General features: G+C 72.6%; 20 protein-coding genes and 2 pseudogenes. 11 read left to right on the forward strand and 11 right to left on the reverse strand.

Translation table 11 applies throughout. The annotated features are described in order from the left end of the window. Positions 1–119 precede the first annotated feature (119 nt). Complete coding sequence (locus F8R89_RS04555) at positions 120–854, forward strand: lysophospholipid acyltransferase family protein (protein WP_151782740.1); 735 nt, start codon at positions 120–122, stop codon at positions 852–854. Between the two features lie 68 nt (positions 855–922). Here the strand turns inward: F8R89_RS04555 and F8R89_RS04560 are convergent, their stop codons facing one another. From F8R89_RS04560 to F8R89_RS04570, 3 genes are read right to left on the reverse strand one after another with little or no spacing between them, the layout of a single operon-like run. After that, positions 923–1,993, reverse strand: coding sequence for a threonine aldolase family protein (locus tag F8R89_RS04560; RefSeq protein WP_151782741.1), 1,071 nt, complete (start codon positions 1,991–1,993; stop codon positions 923–925). Further along, complete coding sequence (locus F8R89_RS04565; RefSeq protein ID WP_151782742.1) at positions 1,990–2,739, reverse strand: SDR family NAD(P)-dependent oxidoreductase; 750 nt, start codon at positions 2,737–2,739, stop codon at positions 1,990–1,992. Before F8R89_RS04565 ends, F8R89_RS04560 begins: the two co-directional genes overlap by 4 nt. 50 nt (positions 2,740–2,789) lie before the next feature. Then, the gene (locus tag F8R89_RS04570; RefSeq protein WP_151782743.1) at positions 2,790–4,187 is read right to left on the reverse strand and encodes a DUF6421 family protein; all 1,398 of its coding nucleotides are present in this window, start codon (positions 4,185–4,187) and stop codon (positions 2,790–2,792) included. Positions 4,188–4,573: 386 nt separating this feature from the next. Here F8R89_RS04570 and F8R89_RS04575 point away from each other — a divergent pair, with 386 nt between their 5' ends. Continuing rightward, positions 4,574–5,257 (forward strand): glycerophosphodiester phosphodiesterase, encoded by a 684-nt coding sequence (locus tag F8R89_RS04575; RefSeq protein WP_151782744.1) that lies wholly within the window; start codon positions 4,574–4,576, stop codon positions 5,255–5,257. Here F8R89_RS04575 and F8R89_RS04580 read toward each other — a convergent pair. Further along, complete coding sequence (locus tag F8R89_RS04580; protein ID WP_151782745.1) at positions 5,247–5,834, reverse strand: GNAT family N-acetyltransferase; 588 nt, start codon at positions 5,832–5,834, stop codon at positions 5,247–5,249. The two genes, F8R89_RS04575 and F8R89_RS04580, sit on opposite strands and share 11 nt — an antisense overlap. Positions 5,835–5,904: 70 nt before the next feature. Here F8R89_RS04580 and F8R89_RS04585 point away from each other — a divergent pair, with 70 nt between their 5' ends. Then, the gene (locus F8R89_RS04585; protein WP_151782746.1) at positions 5,905–6,297 is read left to right on the forward strand and encodes a VOC family protein; all 393 of its coding nucleotides are present in this window, start codon (positions 5,905–5,907) and stop codon (positions 6,295–6,297) included. A gap of 6 nt (positions 6,298–6,303) precedes the next feature. On the opposite strand, the gene F8R89_RS04590 is transcribed toward F8R89_RS04585, so the two are convergent. Together F8R89_RS04590 and F8R89_RS04595 are read right to left on the reverse strand one after the other, a co-directional pair. After that, positions 6,304–6,840 carry a MarR family winged helix-turn-helix transcriptional regulator gene (locus tag F8R89_RS04590; RefSeq protein WP_151782747.1) on the reverse strand — a complete coding sequence of 179 codons (537 nt, stop codon included), beginning with the start codon at positions 6,838–6,840 and terminating at the stop codon, positions 6,304–6,306. Further along, the gene (locus F8R89_RS04595) at positions 6,837–8,261 is read right to left on the reverse strand and encodes an FUSC family protein (RefSeq protein WP_151782748.1); all 1,425 of its coding nucleotides are present in this window, start codon (positions 8,259–8,261) and stop codon (positions 6,837–6,839) included. Before F8R89_RS04595 ends, F8R89_RS04590 begins: the two co-directional genes overlap by 4 nt. Before the next feature lie 144 nt (positions 8,262–8,405). On the opposite strand from F8R89_RS04595, the gene F8R89_RS04600 reads away from it, so the two are divergent. The 4 genes and pseudogenes from F8R89_RS04600 (at position 8,406) to F8R89_RS04615 (ending at position 11,447) form a co-directional block, all read left to right on the forward strand. Then, positions 8,406–8,948: a DUF5134 domain-containing protein gene (locus tag F8R89_RS04600; RefSeq protein ID WP_151782749.1), complete on the forward strand. Its 543-nt coding sequence runs from the start codon at positions 8,406–8,408 to the stop codon at positions 8,946–8,948. A 166-nt stretch (positions 8,949–9,114) separates the two neighbouring features. After that, the gene (locus F8R89_RS04605; protein ID WP_151782750.1) at positions 9,115–9,819 is read left to right on the forward strand and encodes a phosphatase PAP2 family protein; all 705 of its coding nucleotides are present in this window, start codon (positions 9,115–9,117) and stop codon (positions 9,817–9,819) included. Between the two features lie 73 nt (positions 9,820–9,892). Next, positions 9,893–10,581 (forward strand): annotated as a pseudogene (locus F8R89_RS04610) (HAD family hydrolase). 179 nt (positions 10,582–10,760) lie between these two features. Continuing rightward, the gene (locus F8R89_RS04615) at positions 10,761–11,447 is read left to right on the forward strand and encodes a TetR/AcrR family transcriptional regulator (RefSeq protein WP_151782751.1); all 687 of its coding nucleotides are present in this window, start codon (positions 10,761–10,763) and stop codon (positions 11,445–11,447) included. On the opposite strand, the gene F8R89_RS04620 is transcribed toward F8R89_RS04615, so the two are convergent. Then, a complete protein-coding gene (locus tag F8R89_RS04620) occupies positions 11,435–12,931 on the reverse strand; it encodes an LVIVD repeat-containing protein (RefSeq protein WP_151782752.1) in 1,497 nt (498 codons plus the stop codon). The two genes, F8R89_RS04615 and F8R89_RS04620, sit on opposite strands and share 13 nt — an antisense overlap. Positions 12,932–12,993: 62 nt before the next feature. On the opposite strand from F8R89_RS04620, the gene F8R89_RS04625 reads away from it, so the two are divergent. After that, the gene (locus F8R89_RS04625; protein ID WP_151782753.1) at positions 12,994–13,677 is read left to right on the forward strand and encodes a DUF305 domain-containing protein; all 684 of its coding nucleotides are present in this window, start codon (positions 12,994–12,996) and stop codon (positions 13,675–13,677) included. Positions 13,678–13,699: 22 nt separating this feature from the next. Here F8R89_RS04625 and F8R89_RS04630 read toward each other — a convergent pair whose 3' ends face one another. Continuing rightward, a complete protein-coding gene (locus F8R89_RS04630) occupies positions 13,700–14,155 on the reverse strand; it encodes a DUF6214 family protein (protein WP_151782754.1) in 456 nt (151 codons plus the stop codon). A gap of 199 nt (positions 14,156–14,354) precedes the next feature. Here F8R89_RS04630 and F8R89_RS04635 point away from each other — a divergent pair, with 199 nt between their 5' ends. Continuing rightward, positions 14,355–15,698, forward strand: a complete 1,344-nt coding sequence (locus F8R89_RS04635) for an NADP oxidoreductase (RefSeq protein WP_151782755.1) — start codon at positions 14,355–14,357, stop codon at positions 15,696–15,698. A 60-nt stretch (positions 15,699–15,758) separates the two neighbouring features. Here F8R89_RS04635 and F8R89_RS04640 read toward each other — a convergent pair whose 3' ends face one another. Further along, positions 15,759–16,118 (reverse strand): ArsR/SmtB family transcription factor, encoded by a 360-nt coding sequence (locus tag F8R89_RS04640; RefSeq protein WP_151782756.1) that lies wholly within the window; start codon positions 16,116–16,118, stop codon positions 15,759–15,761. 147 nt (positions 16,119–16,265) lie between these two features. Between F8R89_RS04640 and F8R89_RS04645 the strand changes: the two genes are divergently transcribed. After that, a complete protein-coding gene (locus tag F8R89_RS04645) occupies positions 16,266–17,345 on the forward strand; it encodes an NADH:flavin oxidoreductase/NADH oxidase (protein WP_151782757.1) in 1,080 nt (359 codons plus the stop codon). Positions 17,346–17,376: 31 nt separating this feature from the next. On the opposite strand, the gene F8R89_RS04650 is transcribed toward F8R89_RS04645, so the two are convergent. Next, positions 17,377–18,189: a PaaX family transcriptional regulator C-terminal domain-containing protein gene (locus F8R89_RS04650; protein WP_151782758.1), complete on the reverse strand. Its 813-nt coding sequence runs from the start codon at positions 18,187–18,189 to the stop codon at positions 17,377–17,379. Positions 18,190–18,264: 75 nt separating this feature from the next. On the opposite strand from F8R89_RS04650, the pseudogene F8R89_RS04655 reads away from it, so the two are divergent. After that, positions 18,265–19,948, forward strand: a pseudogene (locus tag F8R89_RS04655) (DNA alkylation response protein). A gap of 45 nt (positions 19,949–19,993) precedes the next feature. Here the strand turns inward: F8R89_RS04655 and F8R89_RS04660 are convergent. Next, positions 19,994–20,581 (reverse strand): hypothetical protein, encoded by a 588-nt coding sequence (locus F8R89_RS04660; protein WP_151782759.1) that lies wholly within the window; start codon positions 20,579–20,581, stop codon positions 19,994–19,996. Positions 20,582–20,734 lie beyond the last annotated feature (153 nt).

Below are 20,734 nucleotides of genomic sequence, written 5' to 3' on the forward strand. Positions count from 1 at the left end.
TGGGCTTGGCCGTCGGCCGTTCTTCGGGCACGATCGGCGACAAGCCGTAAACCTACGGCTGCGTAACTTAACTCTGGGAGCTTCCTTCCCAGGCACTGAAGGAAGGGTCCACCCCGTCCATGGCAGAGCTTGTCTACCGTCCTGTCGTCGGTTTCGCCCAGACACTGTTCAAGGTGTGGGACCTCAAGATCGACTGCAAGGGGTCGGAGAACATTCCGCGCTCGGGCGGTGCCGTGCTGGTGAGCAACCACATCAGCTACCTGGACTTCGTCTTCAACGGCCTGGCGGCGCTCCCCCAGAAGCGGCTCGTGCGCTTCATGGCCAAGGAGTCGGTGTTCCGGCACCGGATCTCCGGTCCCCTGATGCGGGGCATGAAGCACATCCCCGTGGACCGCAAGCAGGGTGAGGCGGCCTTCGCGCACGCGCTGGACTCGCTGCGGTCCGGCGAGGTCGTCGGGGTCTTCCCGGAGGCCACCATCTCGCAGTCGTTCACGCTGAAGAGCTTCAAGTCGGGCGCCGCCCGGCTGGCCCAGGAGGCCGGCGTGCCCCTGATCCCGATGGCCGTCTGGGGCACCCAGCGGCTGTGGACCAAGGGCCACCCGCGCAACTTCAAGCGCAGCCACATCCCGATCACCATCCGGGTCGGCGAGGCCATCGAGGCGTCCCGCGAGAAGTACGCCGGCGCCATCACGCGCCAGCTGCGCGAGCGCGTCCAGGAGCTGCTGGAGGCCGCCCAGCGCGCCTACCCGGTCCGCCCCAAGGACGCGAACGACACCTGGTGGATGCCGGCCCACCTCGGCGGCACCGCGCCCACCCCGGAGCAGGTCCGCGCGGCGGAGAGCGCCGCGGGCTAGGACGGCCGTCCCGTACATGGAAAGGCCGGCGTCGTGAAGACGCCGGCCTTTTTCTGCCTGAGTGAGCCCTAGCGGGCCATCTCCTCCTTGAGTGCCGCGACGAACGCGTCGACGTCGTCCTCACGCGTGTCGAAGGAGCACATCCAGCGCACGACGCCGGCCGACTCGTCCCAGAAGTAGAAGCGGAACTTCTTCTGCAGCCGCTCCGCCACGTCGTGCGGGAGCCGCGCGAAGACGGCGTTCGCCTGCACGGGATACAGGATGTCCACGCCGTGGACGGCGCGTACGCCCTCCGCGAGCCGCTGGGCCATCTCGTTGGAGTGGCGGGCGTTGCGCAGCCACAGGTCCTTGGCGAGCAGCGCCTCCAACTGCACCGACACGAACCGCATCTTGGACGCCAGCTGCATCGACAGCTTGCGCAGATGCTTCATGTGCCGGACGGCGTCGGGGTTGATGACGACGACGGCCTCACCGAAGACGGCACCGTTCTTGGTGCCGCCGAGGGAGAGGAGGTCGACGCCGACGGCGTTGGTGAACGTCCGCATGGGCACGTCCAGCGAGGCGGCGGCGTTGGCTATCCGGGAGCCGTCCAGGTGCACCGTCATGCCGTGCGCGTGGGCGTGCTCGCAGATCGCCCGGATCTCGTCCGGGGTGTAGAGGGTGCCGAGCTCGGTGCTCTGGGTGATCGAGACGACCTGGGGCATCGCCCGGTGCTCGTCGTCCCAGCCGTACGCCTGCCGGTCGATCAGCTCGGGGGTGAGCTTGCCGTCCGGGGTGGGCACCGTGAGCAGCTTCAGTCCGCCGACCCGCTCGGGAGCCCCGCACTCGTCGACGTTGATGTGGGCGCTCTCCGCGCAGATCACCGCGCCCCAGCGGTCGGTGACCGCCTGGAGGGCGACGACGTTGGCACCGGTGCCGTTGAACACCGGGAACGCCTCCGCCGTGGCACCGAAGTGCCCCCGGACGACCTGCTGGAGGTTCTCGGTGTAGGCGTCCTCGCCGTACGCCACCTGGTGCCCGCCGTTGGCCAGGGCCAGGGCGGCGAGCACCTCGGGGTGGGCGCCGGCGTAGTTGTCGCTGGCGAAGCCGCGGACGTCCGGGTCGTGATGACGGCGGGCGTCGGTCTCCGGAGGGTTCACGGCTTCTCGGTCAGCCACAGGCGCTTTCCGTTCACTTCGGCGGCGGACTGGTCCCAGACACCCACGACCGCGTCGGCCAGGTCGTGGACGTCCGTGAAGCCCGCGAACTTCGCGTTGGGGCGGTCGGCGCGCATCGCGTCGTGCACCAGCGCCTTCACCACCAGGATGGCAGCCGCCGATGTCGGGCCCTCGGCGCCCCCCGCCTTGCGGAAGGCGTCGGCCAGCGCGAGCGTCCACGCCTCGGCGGCGGCCTTGGCGGCGGCGTACGAGGCGTTGCCCGCGGTCGGCTTGGTGGCGCCGGCCGCGCTGATCAGCACGTAACGCCCCCGGTCGCTGCGCTGGAGCGCCTCGAAGAAGGCGAGCGAGGTGTGCTGCACGGTGCGGATCAGCAGCAGCTCCAGGAAGTCCCAGTCGTCGAGGCTGGTCTTGATGAAGGTCTCGCTGCCGCGCCAGCCGCCGACGAGGTGGACGAGCCCGTCGACGCGCCCGAACTCCTTCTCGGTGCGCAGCGCCCAGTCACGGGTGGAGTCCAGGTCGAGCAGGTCGACCGTCTCCCCGGTCACGGTCGCCCCGCCGGAGGCGTAGCGCGCCGCGTCGACGGCCTCGGCGAGGCGCTCGGGGTCGTTGTCCGCGCCGACGACGGTGGCGCCCGCCTCGGCGAGCCGCCGCAGCGCCGCCCGGCCGGCGGGTCCGCCCGCTCCGGCCACCGCGATCACCGCACCGTTGAGTGCACCGTTCCCCACCATGCGCCTCGCCTCCTGGGCAGCCTGAGCCGTGTCGCCTGTGTCCCGGTCGCTCACGCGGCGATCCGCTCGGCGTCGTCCGCGGTGATGCCCCGGGTGGAGGCGATCACGTTCTTGAGCTTCTTGGACAGGGCCTCATAGAACATGCTCAGCGGAAACTCGTCCGGAAGCACGTCATCGACGAGTTTGCGGGGCGGCTGGCTCAGGTCGAGGGCGTCGGGGCCCTTGGCCCACTTGGATCCCGGGTGCGGGGCCAGGTAGGTCGAGACGAGCTCGTAGCCGGCGAACCAGTGGACGAGCTTCGGGCGGTCGATGCCGTCGCGGTACAGCTTCTCGATCTCGGCGCACAGCTGGTTGGTGACCTGCGGGGCGCGGTCCCAGTCGATGTGCAGCTTGTTGTCGGTCCAGCGGACCACGTCGTGCTTGTGCAGGTAGGCGAAGAGCAGCTGGCCGCCGAGGCCGTCGTAGTTGCGCACCCGCTCACCGGTGACCGGGAAGCGGAACATGCGGTCGAACAGCACGGCGTACTGCACGTCACGGGCCTGCGGGACGCCGTCCGCCTGGAGCTTGACGGCCTCCTTGAAGGCGGTCAGGTCGCAGCGCAGCTCCTCCAGGCCGTACATCCAGAACGGCTGGCGCTGCTTGATCATGAACGGGTCGAACGGCAGGTCGCCGTGGCTGTGGGTGCGGTCGTGGACCATGTCCCACAGGACGAACGCCTCTTCGCAGCGCTTCTGGTCGTGGACCATCGCGGCGATGTCCTCGGGCAGCTCCAGGCCCAGGATGCCGACGGCGGCGTCGGTGACGCGGCGGAAGCGGGCGGCCTCGCGGTCGCAGAAGATGCCGCCCCAGGTGAAGCGCTCGGGCGCCTCGCGCACAGCGATCGTCTCCGGGAAGAGGACCGCGGAGTTGGTGTCGTAGCCCGCGGTGAAGTCCTCGAACTTGATGCCGCAGAACAGCGGGTTGTCGTAGCGGGTGCGCTCCAGCTCGGCCAGCCAGTCCGGCCAGACCATGCGCAGGACGACCGCCTCGAGGTTGCGGTCGGGGTTGCCGTTCTGCGTGTACATCGGGAAGACGACCAGGTGCTGGAGGCCGTCGGCGCGGTTGGCGGCGGGCTGGAAGGCCAGCAGCGAGTCGAGGAAGTCCGGTATCCCGAAGCCGTCCTCGGCCCAGCGGGTCAGGTCCTTCACCAGGGCCTGGTGGTAGGCGTCGTCGTGCGGCAGGAGCGGGGAGAGCGCCTCGACGGCCTCGACGACACGCCGTACGGCGGCCTCGGCGTCACCGCGCCCGGGCGCGCCCTCGGCCGAGAAGTCGATCGACCCGTCCTTGGACTGCCATGGCCGGATCCGCTCCACGGCATCCTTGAGCACGGGCCATGCCGGGTGCTCCACCACCCTGGTCACGGGAGAAACCTGGTCCCCCGAAGCCGCCTGCACAAGAATTTCCGTCATGTCCCATCCTCCACGGGAGAACCTCGCGTAAAGAGACCGTATACATACGAGGTTCCTCCCAGCAAGAGGAGGCTCGGGAAATTATCCTGCGCTCCCCCTAGGTCACCGAACTTTTTCCTGCCGGACGCGGGCAACGCGATTCGGACGCCGTCGGGTGGGCATACGCACCTCCTACCCAGGGAGCCACGGTCAATCCCCACGAGACTCGCCCACCCCAGGGTGACCGCCGGGAGCCGTGCGTGCCAGCCGTGCCATGTCACGCAGCGCGAACCCCGCGCACATGTGGGGTTCATCACGCGCGGCGGCCATTAGGCTGCGGGCTGCCACGCGAACAGTGCCCTCCGGTTCGCCGCGCCGAGCCGCCGTCGACGGAAGCGAGTTGAGTCTTGAACTTCCTTACCATCGGTCACCGCGGAGTCATGGGTCTCGAACCCGAGAACACCCTCCGTTCCTTCGTCGCCGCCCAGCAGGCCGGCCTCGACGTCATCGAACTCGACCTCCACCTGAGCAAGGACGGCGCCCTCGTCGTCATGCACGACACCGACGTGGACCGCACGACCGACGGAAGCGGCGCCATCGCCGACAAGACCCTCGCCGAGCTGCGCACCCTGGACGCGGGCCGCGGCGAGCGCGTGCCGGTGTTCGACGAGGTGCTGGACGCGGTACGGACGCCGCTCCAGGCCGAGATCAAGGACGTCGCCGCCGCCCGGGCGCTCGCCGAGGTGATCAACCGGCGCGACCTCGTCTCGCGCGTCGAGGTGTCCTCGTTCCACGACGACGCCGTCGCGGAGATCGCCCGCCTGGTCCCCGGAGTGCGCACGGCGCTGATCGCCAGCCGCTACGGCACCGACGTCGTGGACCGTGCCGTGGCCGTGGGCGCGGCGACGGTCTGCCTGAACATCCGGCGCCTCACCCTCGAGGTGGTCGAGCACGCCCGTAAGGCCGACCTCAGGATCATCGGCTGGGTCGTCAACACACAGGACCATCTCCGGCTCGTGCGGGCCCTGGAGCTGGACGGTGCGACCACCGACTACCCGGAGATCAAGCGCACCGGCCGCTTCACCGCGTAGCCGGCCCCGCCGGGGCTCCCTCCGCCTCGTCGAGCTCCTTGACCAGCAGCTCGAACCGGAGGTCGTCGCGCCGCGGCACGCCGAAGCGCTCGTCGCCGTACGGGAACGGCGTCATCCGGCCCGTACGGCGGTAGCCGCGCCGCTCGTACCAGGCGATCAGCTCCTCGCGCACCGAGATCACCGTCATGTGCATCTCGGTGACGCCCCAGGTCAGCCGGGCCTGCCGCTCCGCCTCCGCGATGATCACCTTGCCGAGTCCGGCGCCCTGCAGCTCCGGGCTCACCGCGAACATCCCGAAGTAGGCGTAGGTCCCGCGGTGCTCCAGGTGGCAGCAGGCCACGAGGCGGCCGTCGCGCTCGACGGTGAGCAGCCGGCTGTCGGGCGTCCTCAGGACCTCCCGCACCCCCTCGGCGTCGGTGCGCTGCCCCTCGAGGATGTCGGCCTCGGTCGTCCAGCCGGCGCGGCTGGAGTCCCCCCGGTACGCCGACTCGATCAGCGCGACCAGCGTGTCCACGTCGGCGTCGGTGGCGTCACGGAAGACGAGTCCGGCACGGGCGTCGGGCGCGGCGGTGTTCATGGTGCGTTCTCCCCCATCTCGGGCGCGGTGGTGCACCGCAGAGCGTAACCCGCCACTAGGGTGCGGCTTCATGGTGCATGTACTCAGCGGCCGTACTCTCCTCCGTCCCACCGACCCCGAGCGGTCCCGGGTCTTCTACGGCGAGCAGCTGGGCCTCGCCGTGTACCGGGAGTTCGGGACGGGTGCCGAGCGCGGGACCGTCTACTTCCTGGGCGGGGGCTTCCTGGAGGTCTCCGGCCGTTCCGAGGAGCCGCCCTCCGCGGCCGTGCGGCTGTGGATGCAGGTCGAGGACGTGACGGCGGCGCACGAGGAGCTGGTGGCGAAGGGCGTCGAGATCGTCCGGCCGCCCCGGCGTGAGCCGTGGGGCCTGATCGAGATGTGGATCGCCGACCCGGACGGCCTGCCGATCGTGCTGGTCGAGATTCCGGCGGAGCATCCGCTGCGGTACCGGCCCGGCATCTGACGCCGGTCAGGCCCGCAGGCCGCCGAGGCGGCCCTCCAGGCGGGTGAGCAGGTCACCGAGGAGGGACGCCAGTTCCTGCCGGCCGTCCGCGTCGAGGTCGGCCAGGACCGCCGTCTCGTAGGCGAGCTGCTCGGGCAGGATGCCGTCCACGAGGTCCCGGCCGGCGTCGGTGAGGCGGACGTGGGCGACCCGGCGGTCGCGGGTGTCGCCGCGCCGCTCGACCAGTCCACGCTCGGTGAGCGCCTTGAGGCGCTTGGTGACGGCGGCCCCGGAGGAGAAGGTCTCGCGGGCGACCTCGCTGGGGGTGAGCTCATGGCCGGTGCGGCGCAGCGCGCCCAGCAGGTCGAACTCGGCCCGGCTCAGACCGGCCCGCCGCAGCGGCGCGTCCTCGGCCTGCTGGAGCAGGGCGGAACAGCGGTTGATCCGGCCGATGATCTCCATGGGGGCGGTGTCGAGTCCGGGGTGCACGGTCCGCCACTGGCGGACCACGGCGGCCACCGTGTCCTGTCGCGTCCCGGTCGGCCCGCCGTTCGTCCCCGTCATGGCCGTACGCCCTCCGTCGTGTCGCTGTCCGTGCGCTGGTCGTGGTGCGGGCCCTCGCGGTGTCCCGTCCCGGCGAGCGTACGGGGTGCCTCGCGCGCCCTCCGCACGACCCGCGCGCCGGCGCGGTCCGGGACGGCCACGGCGGCGAGGAGTCCGACGAGCGCGCCGACGAGGGTGTCGAGCACCCGCTCGCCGATCAGGCGCCCGGGGTCCTGGAGTCCGGCGAACTCGGTGATCAGCAGGGCCATCGGCGTCACGCACACGCTGCCGAGCCAGTAGTTGCGGCCGATCAGGGCCTCGGCGCCGAAGTTCAGGGCGACGCAGCACAGGACGAGGGCGAGGCCGCCGAGGTGCGCGACGGGGACGAGGGCGGCGAAGAGGAGGACGCCGAGGAGGTTGCCGACGACGCGCTGGATCCCCCGGCCCCAGGTGAGCGTGAAGCTGGCCTGGTAGAGGGAGGCGGCGGTCACCAGCGCCCAGTACGGGCGGCCGACCCCGAGCGCCAGGGAGGCGTACCCGGCGAACGCGCAGCCCAGGGCGGTGCGTGCGGCGATCCGGCCCAGCGGGCGGACTCGGGCCCACAGCGGGTCCCGTACGACGGGTTCGCCCCGGAGGAGCGTGCGGTCGTCGACCAGGGGCACGGGCCGGGTGCCGCGCACCTGGTGGGCCCAGTCGCGCAGCAGGTCCGGGTCGGCGTCGGCGGGGGCCGCGAGGGCGAGATCCGCGCGGTCCACGAGACGGCTCAGGGCGCGCCGGGCGTCGGTGGCGCGGCCGGCGCCGGCCAGGGCGTGCCGGGCGGTCGTCAGAGCGGTGGCGGCGAGGGCACGGTCGTGGTCGTCGCGGGACTCCGCGTACGTGGCGGCGGCGCGGAGCGCCGCCCCGGTGGCCCGGCGTTCCGGCCCGTGGGGGCGGAGCAGGCCGGGTGCCATGCCGACCAGCCAGGACCAGGCGCCGGCGGCGGCCCCCAGGGCGAGGTGCCCGGGGACCTGACCGAGGGTCTGGGGCCCGAACAGGGCGGCGGTGCTGACGAACGTGAGGATGACGTGGCCGGGCGGGCCGATCCTGGTGGCGTCGCACAGCACCTTCTGGACGGCGGCCAGCACGGCGCCGACGGTGACGAGCACGACGGCGTCGTCGGTCAGCGAGGAGGCGACCAGGGCGGCGGCGAGGCCGGCGAGCATGCCGAGCAGCACCCACGCCAGGGTGCGGGCCCGGGCGGCGTAGGGGCGGTTGTGGGCGTACAGCGCGCACAGGGATCCGGCCATCGTGTACACCGCCAGGTCGAGCCGGCCCAGCGCCACCAGGGTGAGGTTGGGCGGGGCGACGGCGGCGACCACGCTCAGGGCGGGCTTGAACCAGATCTCCGGGGGCCGGCCGAGACGCAGTGCTCCGGCGACCGGAAGCGGAATTCGACTACTCACTTCATTACTTTAGCGAGTGTTTTACTCGTGAATCAAATGCGGGTGCTCCGCCGAACGCTCCCCGTGTACACCTCTGCGCCCGCGTGGCCCCCGTCCGGCCCGGGCATCGACGCACTGTCCGGACCGTCGAGCGGGGAGGTGCGCGTGCACGGACCGGCTTCGCCCGGCTGGCTGCTGGTCGCGCTGTGTGCGATCACCGGCGCCTACTGTCTGCTGCGGATGCGCAGCACCGTCGAGGAGCAGCGCCGGGCCGCGGGTGGTGAGGCGCTGATGGGGTTCGGGATGGCCGCGATGGCGGTGCCCGCCGCGGTCTTCACGCCTCCCGCCTGGACCTGGCCCGGCTACGCGGCCGTGTTCGGCGCCGCGGCCCTGCACGCCCTGTGGTCGGCGCGGGCCGGCGGACACCATCTGCACCACCTCGTGGGGGCCGTGGCCATGGTCTACATGTCCCTGGTGATGGCCGCCGCGCCAGGGGGTGGCCACGGCGGGCACGGCGACGCGGGTGTCCCGCTGCTGACGGGTGTGCTGCTCGCCTACTTCACGGGCTATGTGCTGCTGTCCGGCGTCCGGCTGGTGCCGGTCACGGCGGGCGGGCCGGGCGTCGGCTGGGGCGATCGCCCGGAACTGGCGCGCGCCTGCCGGCTGTCCATGGGGATCGCCATGCTGGCGATGCTGCTGACCCTCTGAGCGCGCTGTCGGGTGCCCGGACGGAACGGCACGGGTACGCCGGGCCACCGGGGGTATGCGGTGGCCACGGTGTTCATCCTGGGGCGGCCGGGATCGCCCGCGGCGCGTGCCGTGGACGCCACCCCGGATGCTGGAGTCCGCCCCACGAGTCGGCGAGGATCCCCGCATGCCCACCCCGTCCGTCGCGTCCCCGCCCCGCCCGAGTGCCGAGCGCGCGGTGTCCGGCTGGGCGGGTGCGCTCGCCCTCGCCTCGGCGCTGCTGCTCGCCCTGGTCGCCCTCCGCTGGCACCCGCTCATGGCGTTCGACGGCTCCGTCGCGGACACCACGCACCGCTGGGCCGTCGACGAACCGGGGCTGACGCATGTCGTCCGCATCCTGACGGACTGGGTGTGGGACCCGTGGACGATGCGGTTCGTGACCTTCGTGGCCGCGATCTGGCTGGTGTGGCGCCGGGCCGCCCGCTGGACGGCCATATGGCTGGTGGTCACATGTGCGCTGGCCACACTGGTCCAGCAGACACTGAAGGCCGCCGTCGACCGGCCCCGCCCCACCTGGCCCGACCCCGTGGACTCCGCCCACTTCGCCGCCTACCCGTCCGGGCACGCGATGACGGCGACGGTCGTCTGCGGCCTTCTGCTGTGGCTCCTGCACCGGTACGGGGTGGCCGGGCCCCTCTGGCACACGGCGGTCGCCGTGGCGGCCGTGTCCGTGACCGGCGTCGGCCTGACCCGGATCTGGCTAGGCGTCCACTGGACGTCGGACGTGCTGGGGGGCTGGCTGCTGGGCGCCCTGGTGGTGGCGCTGGCGGTGGGGGTGGACCTGCGCCGGACACGAGACTGGGCGGAGCCGGCCGACGAGGCGCACACCTGACTTCCCCCGGCACCGCCCACCCCCTGGCGCGAACTCGTCTCACCGCACCAGCAGGCCACCTACGCTCACCCCCATGACCGCAGTGCTGTTCGACTTCTCCGGGACGCTCTTCCGCGTCGAGTCCACCGAGTCATGGCTGCGCGGCACGCTCGCCGAGGCCCGCCGGGACCTCCCGAGGACGAGCTGCTGGAGGCGGCGCGGGCCCTGGAGGAGATGGGCGCGCTGCCCGGCGGGGCCCCGCCCTCCTGGCTCCCCGAGGAGGTCGCCAGCGTGTGGGGCGCGCGCGACACGAGCGAGGAGCTGCACCGGGCCGCGTACACCGGCCTCTCCCGGCAGGTGCCGCTGCCGGACGAGCGGCTGCACGACCTGCTGTACGACCGGCACATGACCCCGGCCGCCTGGGCGCCCTACCCGGACGCGGGCGACGTGCTGCGGGCGCTGCGCGATCGCGGAGTGGGCGTCGCGGTGGTCAGCAACATCGGCTGGGATCTGCGCCCGGTGTTCCGGGCCCATGGACTCGACCCCTATATCGATGCCTACGTCCTGTCCTTCGAGCACGGTGTCCAGAAGCCGGATCGCCGTCTGTTCACGGTGGCCTGCGAGGCGCTCGGCGCCGATCCCCGGGACGTCGTCATGGTCGGTGACAGCCGGCGTGCGGACGGTGGGGCGGCGGCCCTGGGCTGCACGGTGCACTTCGTGGACCATCTCCCGACGACCGAGCGCCCGGACGCCCTGCTGCCGGTACTCGACCTCGTGGGCTGAGACGCACTCCGCACCCGACTCGGGCGACGCGGTCCTCGAACACGGACAGTGCCTAGCCCGCCCTGGACGATCCCCCGCGTCGCCCAGGGCGGACGACATGGCCCGGCCGGGCACGGCGGCGCCGGACGGGACGTGCTGAGTATAGTTGGCTGGCAGCCAGTCAACGCAGGAGTTACAGGATGTCCCCGCGCAGCGCCTCGGTCAATGAAGAGTTGCGGCGGCGTTCCCGGGAGCGGCTTCTGCAGGCGGCGGTGGAGCTGGTCGGTGAGCGCGGGTTCGACGCGACCACCCTGGGCGACATCGCGGACCGGGCCGGCTCGGCGCGCGGGCTGGTGTCGTACTACTTCCCCGGCAAGCGGCAGTTGGTGCAGTCGGCCGTGCACCGGCTGATGCACCGGACGCTGGAGGAGGCGCTGGAGCGCGAGCCCCGTACCGAGGACGGCCGGGAGCGGCTGGCCCGTGCCATCGACGCCGTCCTCGGCCTGGCGACGGACCGGCCGGTGCTGATGCGTCAGCACATGGCGGGCATCCTGCAGGCGGAGGGCTTCGTGCAGTGCCCGGAGCAGCGGCGGCTGGCGGAGCTGCTGCGGGAGACCTGTGAGCGGTACGGCTCGCGGGACGTCGACGCGGACTATCCGATGCTGCGGGCCCTGCTGATGGGCGCGGTGTTCGCGGCCCTGGTGCCCGGGGTGCCGATGCCGGTTCCGGTGCTGCGGGCGGAGCTGTTCAAGCGCTACCGGCTGGACTGGGAGATGGGTGTCCCGCCGGACGCGGGAGCCGCTTCCGGCGGGACGTGCGACCAGGATCTGTCGCGGTTCTTCGCTACCGGGGGCGACCCCGGCCGCGCCGAGGGTCAGTCGAAGTAGTCGGGCTGGGTCTGGACGTTGAGTTCACGCAGGTGGACGCGGCGGGCCGGGTCCGTGCGGCGGTCGTCCAGCTTCAGGACGTCGAGGCCGCGCGCGATCTCGTTCGAGTAGATGTAGCCGTTGTAGTAGTACGCCGACCACGAGCCCGCGACCTGCAGGGTGTCCGTGGTCAGGGGGCCGCGGTCGAAGTAGGCGATCTCCTTCGGGCGCTTGGAGTCGGTGAAGTCCCAGACCGAGAGGCCGCCCTGGTACCAGGCCTGGACCATGATGTCCTTGCCCTTGACGGGGATCAGGGAGCCGTTGTGCGCCACGCAGTTCTCGGTGTCCGCCTGGTGCCGGGGGATCTTGAAGTAGCTGCGGAAGACGAGCTTGCGCTTGTCGCCCTTGCCAACGATGTCGTAGATGCCGTCGGCCCCGCGGTTCGGCCCGATCTCCGCGTTGCAGGTGGCCGCGCCGCCGCCGCCGAGCTCGTCGGTGAAGACGACCTTGTTCGCCTTCTGGTTGAAGGTCGCCGAGTGCCAGAACGCGAAGTTCACGTCGTCCCGGACCTGGTCGATGACCTTCGGGCGCTCCGGGTTCTTGATCGACATCAGGATGCCGTCGCCCATGCAGGCGCCGGCCGCCAGGTCCTCGGACGGCAGGACCGTGAGGTCGTGGCAGCCCGTGGTCTTGCTGACACGGCCCGGGATGCCGGGGTTGCCGCCACCGTCGGGGCCTTCACCGGGGAAGAGCACCGGGAAGTCGATGACCGCCGCCTTCTGCGGTGCGTTGCGCGGCACCTTGATCACGGAGATGCCGTCGTGCGGCGGCCGGCAGTCCGGGTAGGAGGCGTCGGGCGAGTACGAGGAGACGTAGATGTAGACGTTCTTGCGCTCGGGAACGAGCGTGTGGGTGTGCGAGCCGCACGCGGTCTCGACGGCGGCCACGTACTTCGGGTTGCGCTTGTCCTTGATGTCGAAGACCTTCATGCCCTCCCACGACGACTTCTCGGTGGCGGGCTGGGTGGTGCTGTTGCAACTGCTGTCGCTGCGCGAGGAGTCGGTGGACAGGAAGAGGAGGTCGCCGGAGACGGAGATGTCGTTCTGCGAGCCGGGGCACAGGACCTGCGCGACGGTCTTCGGGGCCTTCGGGTTGCTGATGTCGAAGATGCGGAAGCCGTCGTAGTTGCCCGCGAAGGCGTACTTGCCCTGGAAGGCGAGGTCGGAGTTGAGGCCCTGGAGGGCGTCCTTGGGGACGTTCGCCAGGTGCCGGATGTTGGCGGAGCGCACGATGTCGTCGGGGCCGGGCGCCTTGCCGTTCTTGAGCGCCTCGCGCACCTCGGCCCGCGTGCTGTCGGAGACCTTCTGCTCCTGGGCGGGCCCGTCCCCGGGGTCGGGGGTCGCGGTCGCCGGCTGTGCGGTGAGCAGCGCGCCCAGGAGTCCGGCGGCGACGGCCACGACTCCCAGGTGTCTGCGGCGGGTTCGGGGATCTCTGAACAGGATCACTGTTTTCCTCCCTCGTGCCGTTCACTGGAACGGTTCACGCACGCCCGAGTATCGTCGCAGTCATGCCCATATCAAAAGGGGACCAGGCACATGTGACACCGACTTCATCGCGCCGGGCCCGCGTCGCCCTGGCCGCGGCCGCCCTCGTGGCCGTGCTCGCCGGCTGCGACTCCGGCACCGACGCCAAGTCGCCCGCGTACAGCGGGCCTTCGGTGATCGTGCCTGGTGAACCGGGTGAACCGAACAAGGTGCTGTCCGCCGAGGAGGCCGCCCGGCAGCGCGCCGAGGACGACTCCCCCAACTCCGCGGACGTCGACTACGCGCGCATGATGATCCAGCACCATGAGCAGGCCCTGGTGATGACCGAACTCGTGCCGAAGCGCGCCGAGTCAGCGAAGGTGAAGAAGCTCGCCGCGCGGATCGCCGCCGCGCAGGGTCCCGAGATCGACGCGATGAAGGGCTGGCTGAAGACCCACGGCAAGGACACGCGGGCCGAGGGCCACGAGCACGCGCACACGCCGATGCCCGGCATGGCGACCGACGCCCAGCTCGCCACGTTGCGGGCCGCGCGCGGGAAGGCGTTCGACGAGCTGTTCCTGACGCTGATGATCACCCATCACGACGGGGCGATCACCATGGCCACGGACGTGAAGGCGCAGGGCAACAACATCCAGGTCGAGGAGATGGCGGACGACGTCGTCGCGCAGCAGACGACGGAGATCTCCCGGATGCGGGACCTGCTCTGAGGGAGCGCGCCGCCGACGCGTGTCAGCGGCGCGCGCGGCGCGGGGGCAGGAAGCCCGCGTCGCGCGCCTGCCCGATGAGCCGCAGCGACCGGCGCCGGCTGTGCCCGGTCGCGCCCATCACGGCGAGAACGGGGTCGGCGCCCCGTTCCTGGGCGTTGAGGTACTCCCGCGCGACCAGCCACTGCCCCTCGACGCCGAGCGGCCACTCCGGGCGCGCCCGGCTCGCCGGGGAGCCGTCGGGCCCGCGGCCCGTGACGCCGCACGCCTCGGAGAGCGGATCCTCGATCCAGTCGGCGAGCGCCGCGAGGTCGTCCAGCGAGAGCGCCGGTACGGCCCGGACGTCCTCCAGGTAGACGCCGCCGTCGCCGACCACGGCGACCGCGTCCACGTGTGCGCCGTCACCGAACTCCAACCGGACACCCAGCCACGAGGTGGCTCCGGCGCCGTCCCGCACTTCCCACGCGGGCCACACGGACACGGTGCCGTCTGTCGCACAACGATCGGAAAGATTAAGAAAGGATGCTTCCAGCACACACGCAACGTAACCGCATGATCACATTCCATAACGAACGAACACGCTCCCCGCGCGTGGGACAGCACCCTGTCAGCGGAGCGGCGGCGGTGCGATGCTGGAGTCGAGAGCGACTCCCGACCTTCCATGACCGAGGAGTTCCGCCGTGCTCAGGATCGCCGTCGTCGGTTCCGGTCCCAGCGGGTGCTACACCGCGCAGGGCCTCGTCCAGCAGCACCCCGGCGCGCTCGTCGACGTCCTGGACCGGCTGCCGTGCCCGTACGGCCTGGTGCGGTACGGGGTCGCCCCGGACCACGAGAAGATCAAGTCCCTGCAGGACACGCTGCGCTCGGTGCTGGAGCACGAGCGGGTGCGGTTCCTCGGCGGGGTCCCGGTCGGCCCGGAGGGCGTGCCCGTCGCACAACTGCGCGAGCTGTACCACGCGGTGGTGTACTGCGTGGGCGCCGCCACCGACCGGCGCCTCGGGATCGCGGGCGAGGATCTGCCGGGCAGCTGGTCGGCGACCGAGTTCGTGTCCTGGTACAGCGCCCATCCCGACGCCGCCACCGACGGGTTCTTGACCGGGGCGCGCTCGGCGGTGGTCATCGGCGTCGGCAACGTCGCCGTCGACGTGACCCGCATGCTGGCGCGCGGCGCGGCCGAACTCAGCCCCACCGACATCCCGCACGCCGCGCTCACCGCCCTCGCCGCGAGCCGGGTCTCCGATATCAGCATGGTCGGCCGGCGCGGCCCGTCGCAGGCCCGCTTCACCACCAAGGAGCTGCGCGAACTGGGCACACTGCCGGACACCGAGGTCCGTGTGGACCCGCGGGAGCTGGCCATGGACCCGGCGTGCGCGGATCCCGGTTCTCTGCCCGCGCCGCGGCGCCGCAACGTGGAGGTGCTGCGCGACTGGGCCGAGGCCCCGGCGCGGGCCGCCCCCCACCGCATCCGGCTGCGCTTCTTCCTGCGTCCGGTCGAACTCCTGCCCCGCGAGGGCCGGGTGGGCGCGGTGCGCTTCGAGCGGACGGCACCCGACGGGGCCGGCGGGGTGCGGGGCACCGGCCGGTTCGAGGACGTGGAGGCCCAGTTGGTGCTGCGGTCGGTGGGCTATCGCGGAGTGCCGCTGGAGGGGCTGCCGTTCGACCCGGCGACCGGCACGGTGCCGCATCGCGCCGGCCGGGTGCTGCGTGACGGGGCGGTGGCGCCGGGCGAGTACGTGGCCGGCTGGATCAAGCGCGGGCCGACGGGGGTCATCGGCACCAACCGGCCGTGCGCGAAGGAGACGGTCGCCTCGCTGCTGGCCGACGCCGCCGCGCTGGAGCGCGGGCCGGTGCCCGAGGAGCCGGTCACGGCCCTGCGGGCGGCCGGGATCGACCCGGTGCGATGGGAGGGCTGGCGCGCGATCGAACGGGCGGAGGCCGAGCTGGGCGCCTCCCTCGGCCGGGGCACGGTCAAGCTGCCGGACTGGCGGTCACTGATGAACGCCGCGCAGAGCGGGGGTCGTTAGGGCGATGCCCTCGACACCCTCACCGACCGGCAGGGACCTTCAGGCGCGGATCAGAGCCCTTCAGGCGCGGCCCTCGCCGAGCCGCGCGGCCTGCCGCCCCGCCGCGTCCAGGAGGGCGTCGAGCAGGCCGGGGAAGAGGACGTCCAGGTCGTCCGCGCGCAGGCCGTTCATCTTCGCCGTGCCCCGGTAGATCTGCCGGATCACACCGCTCTCGCGCAGCACCCGGAAGTGGTGCGTGGTCGTGGACTTGGTGACGGGCAGGTCGAAGTGCGAGCACGACAGCTCCATGCCGACGGTCGCGAGCTCGCGCACGATCCGCAGGCGCATCGGGTCGGACAGGGCGTGCAGCACGCCTTCGAGGCGGATCTCCTCGCGCGCCGGGTGCGGCAGGTCGCGGCTGCTGACGGCGGGGGTGGTCACGGCGGCTCCAGTTCGTCGGGTCCCCTGACGCGGTTTCCCTCACTCGGTTCCCGTCATTGTACGAGAGCCATCGTAGTTTGACATCCCCCGTACTACGATGCCTATCGTACGAGTCGACCACCGGCCCCGTGACGAATGGAGTCCGCCGTGAGCGCGCTCTTCGAGCCCTACGCCCTGCGCGACCTGACGATCCCCAACCGCGTGTGGATGGCACCCATGTGCCAGTACTCGGCCGCGCCGGAGGGCCCCGACACGGGCGCCGCCGGGGACTGGCACTTCGCGCACTACGCCGCCCGCGCGACCGGCGGCACGGGCCTGATCCTCACCGAGGCCACCGCCGTCCACCCCGACGGCCGGATCACCCCGTACGACCTGGGCATCTGGAACGACCGGCAGGTCGCGGCGCTGCGCCGGATCACCGACTTCCTGCGGACCCAGGGCACCGTGCCGGGCATCCAGCTCGCCCACGCCGGGCGCAAGGCGTCGACCGGACGCCCCTGGGAGGGCGGCAAGGCCCTGGGAGCGGACGCGTACGGCTGGCAGCCGGTGGCGCCCAGCGCGATCGCCTTCGCCGAGGAGTCCCCGGTGCCGAGCGAGCTGACCGTCGCCGAGATCCAGGACGTCGTACGGCACTTCGAGGACGCCGCGCGCCGCGCCCTGGCGGCCGGCTTCGACGTCGCCGAGGTGCACGGCGCGCACGGCTACCTGATCAACGAGTTCCTCTCCCCGCACTCCAACCGCCGCACCGACGAGTACGGCGGTTCCTACGAGAACCGCACCCGGCTCGCCCTGCAGGTGGTGGACGCCGTCCGTGCGGTGTGGCCGGACGACAAGCCGGTGTTCTTCCGGATCTCGGCGACCGACTGGCTGGGCGAGGACGGCTGGACCGACGACGACACGGTCCGCTTCGCCGCCGATCTGCACGCCCACGGCGTCGACCTGCTCGACGTCTCCACCGGCGGCAACGCCCCGGACGTCCGGATCCCCGTCGGTCCCGGCTACCAGGTGCCGTTCGCCGCGCGGGTCAAGGCCGAGACTCCCCTGCCGGTCGCGGCGGTGGGGCTGATCACCGACACCGAGCAGGCCGAGAAGATCCTCGCGAACGGCGAGGCGGACGCCGTCCTCCTCGGCCGTGAGCTGCTGCGCAACCCCTCCTGGGCGCGTCACGCGGCCCGCGAGCTGGGCGCCGGCGTGCACGTGCCCGACCAGTACCACCGGTCGGTCTGACCGGCGCCGAGCGGAACGCCGGCCGCCCCGCCTATCGCGCGGCGCGGCCGGCGTTCCGCTCGGTACGCGCGCGTGCCGCCTCGCGCGGCTGCCCGTCGCCCCGCGCGCGTGCCTCGCCGGCCACCTCCCGCCGGTATCCCGCGTAGGCGGCCCGCAGTTCGGCGCCCGGCCAGTCGTCCGGGAGGAGGCCGGGTGGCAGCACCGGGTCGGCCAGCAGATGCCGTACGACCGCCGCGAAGGCGGTGAAGCGCGCGGCCGGGTCCTGCGCGCGGGCGACGTGGCCGAGCAGGGCGTGGCCCGTGGCCGCCCAGGCGTCCAGGTCCCAGAGGCGGGCGGCCAGGTCGCGGGGGGCCGTCCCGGGCCGGGAGCGGTACCGCTGGGCGACGTCGTCGAGGGCGTCGGGCAGGGGGCGGCATAGATTGGCGGGGCGCAGCCAGACGCCCTCCCGCAGTTCCGCGAGGCGCAGCCGGGTCAGTTCGGCGCGCAGTTCCGCGCGGTCCGCCGGGTCGCGTCCGGTCGCGGTGACCACGACCATCTCCCAGTCGTCGTCCCAGGTCAGCGTCTCCGGGTGGACGGCGTCGTCCTGCCGGCGCTGCCGTGCGAGGAGCCGGTCGCTCAGGGCGTAGACGGTGTCCGCCCGGCGCAGGTCGCCCGCGGCCACCATGCGGCTGAGCGCCGCCCGCAGTGTGGTGCCCGCGATGCCGAACGGCTCGACGGCGCGCACCAGTTCCCGTACGGGCAGCTCAGGGGGGTGCAGGCCCAGCAGGAGGCTCAGGACGACCGACCGGGCGGACAGCGGGCGCAGTGCCACGTCCTCACCCCGCCCTGCCGTGTTCTCGCCCATGACCGGGTACCTTACGTGCCGACGCGGGGTATTACAGTATTGCTGCGGCTGCAGGAATGCTGCAACACTGGCGTCATGGTCTCGACACCCGCGCAGGAGCAGCCCGTGGACCCGCAGGACCGGTCCGGGCCGTACGCCACCCACGACGTCACCAACCAGCCCCCTCCCCTGGCCCCGTACGACGCGTCGCTGGACACCGCGCTGCTGGAGGGGCTGCGGCGCGAGGGGGCCGGCTGGGCCGAGGAGGACGTCCGGCGACTCGGTGTGCGGGCCGGGAGCGCCGAGGCGCAGGAGTGGGGCGAGCTGGCCAACCGCCACGAGCCCGAGCTGCGCACCCACGACCGGTACGGCCACCGCGTCGACGAGGTCGACTTCCACCCGAGCTGGCACCACCTGCTGCGGGTCGCCGTCGGCGAGGGACTGGCGGGGGCGCCCTGGGCGGACGACCGGCCCGGCGCACATGTCGCCCGGACCGCGGGCGGACTGGTGTGGGGGCAGACCGACGCCGGGCACGGCTGCCCGACGTCTATGACGTACGCGGCCGTCCCCGTGCTGCGCCGCCAGCCGGAGCTGGCCAAGGTCTACGAGCCGCTGCTGACCAGCCGGGAGTACGACCCCGGCCTGCGCGTGCCGACGGAGAAGCGGGGCCTGCTCGCCGGCATGGGGATGACGGAGAAGCAGGGCGGCTCCGACGTCCGGACGAACACGACGACGGCGTGGCCGTCCGCCGAGCCGGGCGTGTACACGCTGCGCGGCCACAAGTGGTTCACGTCGGCCCCGATGTGCGACGTCTTCCTGGTGCTGGCGCAGGCACCCGGCGGCCTGTCCTGCTTCCTGGTGCCGCGCGTCCTGCCGGACGGCACCCGCAACACGTTCCGCATCCAGCGGCTGAAGGACAAGCTCGGCAACCGCTCCAACGCGTCCTCGGAACCGGAGTTCGACGGGACGGTGGCCTGGCTCGTCGGACCCGAGGGGCGGGGCGTCAAGACCATCATCGAGATGGTCAACTGCACCCGGCTGGACTGCGTGATGTCCTCGGCGACGCTGATGCGCAAGACGCTGGTCGAGGCGGGCCACCATGTGCGCCACCGCAGCGCGTTCGGGGCCCGGCTGATCGACCAGCCGCTGATGCGCAACGTCCTGGCCGACCTGGCGCTGGAGTCGGAGGCCGCGACGACGCTGACGCTGCGGCTCGCGGGGGCCGCGGACCGGTCGGTGCGCGGCGACGACCCCGACGGCACGGCCGGCACCGAGACGGCGTTCCGCCGGATCGCCACCGCCGTCGGCAAGTACTGGGTGACCAAGCGGGGACCGGCGTTCACCGCGGAGGCCCTGGAGTGCCTCGGCGGCAACGGCTACGTCGAGGAGTCGGGCATGCCCCGCCACTACCGGGAGGCGCCGCTGTTGTCGATCTGGGAGGGCTCCGGGAACGTCAACGCCCTCGACGTGCTGCGGGCGTTGAGCCGTGCTCTTCGGCGAACTCGCCCTCGCGCGCGGGGCGGATGCCCGCCTGGACGCCTCCGTCAGCCGTCTGAAGGCCGAGCTGGCCGCGGGGTCCGAGGCCGGGGCCCGGCGTCTGGTCGAGCGGATGGCCCTGACCCTGCAGGCCTCCCTGCTGGTCCGGCACGCCCCGGCGGCGGTCGCCGACGCGTTCTGCGCGACCCGGCTCGGCGGTGACTGGGGGTACGCGTTCGGGACGCTGCCCGACGGCGCGGACGTCGACGCGATCCTGGCCCGGGCCCTGCCGGACGGCGTCTGAGGGCCGCGCCCTCATGGGCCCGCTTCGCGACAGGCGTCGGGGTCGTCACCAGGTGGCGCGTCCGCCCCAGGACGGGCCGAAGCGGGCCCACTCCCGGCCCCACCACTCGATACGGTGGCTCTCCAGGCGGGTGCGCAGGGCACGGCCCGCGACGAACGGGACGGCGGCGGCGCACAGGCCCGCGACGCCGCCGACCAGCGTGGCCCGCGTATGCGCCTCGGCGGGGGTGGCGGGGCGGCCGACCAGGTGCCCCTCCGGGTCCGTCCACACGGTGACCGGGGTGCCGGCCGGGCTGCCGGGGCGGACGCGGACCTGCCCGGTGCGCGGGGAGCCGTCCCGTGCGCTCCAGCGGACCTCGGCCCAGACGCGCTCGGTGCCGGAGGCGCCCGACCGCGGACGGGCCCGGCCCGGCGCGTCCTCGCCGAGCTCGGCCACCACCGGTCGCCACTCGGCCCGTTCACGGGCCATGCCCCGCTCCACGCCGTCCGAGGTCGTCACGGCCGTGGCGACGCCGGCGAGGGCCATGCCCGCCCACACGGCGAGCAGGACCCAGGACTCGACGGCGTCGGCGCGGCGCTTGAGCGGATTGCGCCGCCACCGCCACAGCCACACCCTGCGACCACGGAACGCCATCGGCGGCTTCCTCCTCACGAGCGCACGGACGCACGGCACGGACGTGCCGGGCCGCCCCCTCCCATACGGGTCCGGGCGCGCGGATGCTCACGCCCCGGCTCGGACGCGGGCGTGGGACGCGTCACGCCGGACCCGTCATCGCCGCTCCGACCT

The organism is Streptomyces sp. SS1-1 (assembly GCF_008973465.1).
Taxonomy (GTDB): Bacteria; Actinomycetota; Actinomycetes; order Streptomycetales; family Streptomycetaceae; genus Streptomyces.

Coding starts and splice junctions, on each gene's coding strand:
- F8R89_RS04555 (WP_151782740.1), top strand. CDS start 120: ATGGCAGAGCTTGTCTACCGTCCTGTCGTCGGTTTCGCCCAGACACTG.
- F8R89_RS04565 (WP_151782742.1), bottom strand. CDS start 2,739: ATGGTGGGGAACGGTGCACTCAACGGTGCGGTGATCGCGGTGGCCGGA.
- F8R89_RS04570 (WP_151782743.1), bottom strand. CDS start 4,187: ATGACGGAAATTCTTGTGCAGGCGGCTTCGGGGGACCAGGTTTCTCCC.
- F8R89_RS04580 (WP_151782745.1), bottom strand. CDS start 5,834: ATGAACACCGCCGCGCCCGACGCCCGTGCCGGACTCGTCTTCCGTGAC.
- F8R89_RS04585 (WP_151782746.1), top strand. CDS start 5,905: ATGGTGCATGTACTCAGCGGCCGTACTCTCCTCCGTCCCACCGACCCC.
- F8R89_RS04590 (WP_151782747.1), bottom strand. CDS start 6,840: ATGACGGGGACGAACGGCGGGCCGACCGGGACGCGACAGGACACGGTG.
- F8R89_RS04605 (WP_151782750.1), top strand. CDS start 9,115: ATGCCCACCCCGTCCGTCGCGTCCCCGCCCCGCCCGAGTGCCGAGCGC.
- F8R89_RS04615 (WP_151782751.1), top strand. CDS start 10,761: ATGTCCCCGCGCAGCGCCTCGGTCAATGAAGAGTTGCGGCGGCGTTCC.
- F8R89_RS04625 (WP_151782753.1), top strand. CDS start 12,994: ATGCCCATATCAAAAGGGGACCAGGCACATGTGACACCGACTTCATCG.
- F8R89_RS04650 (WP_151782758.1), bottom strand. CDS start 18,189: ATGGGCGAGAACACGGCAGGGCGGGGTGAGGACGTGGCACTGCGCCCG.
- F8R89_RS04660 (WP_151782759.1), bottom strand. CDS start 20,581: ATGGCGTTCCGTGGTCGCAGGGTGTGGCTGTGGCGGTGGCGGCGCAAT.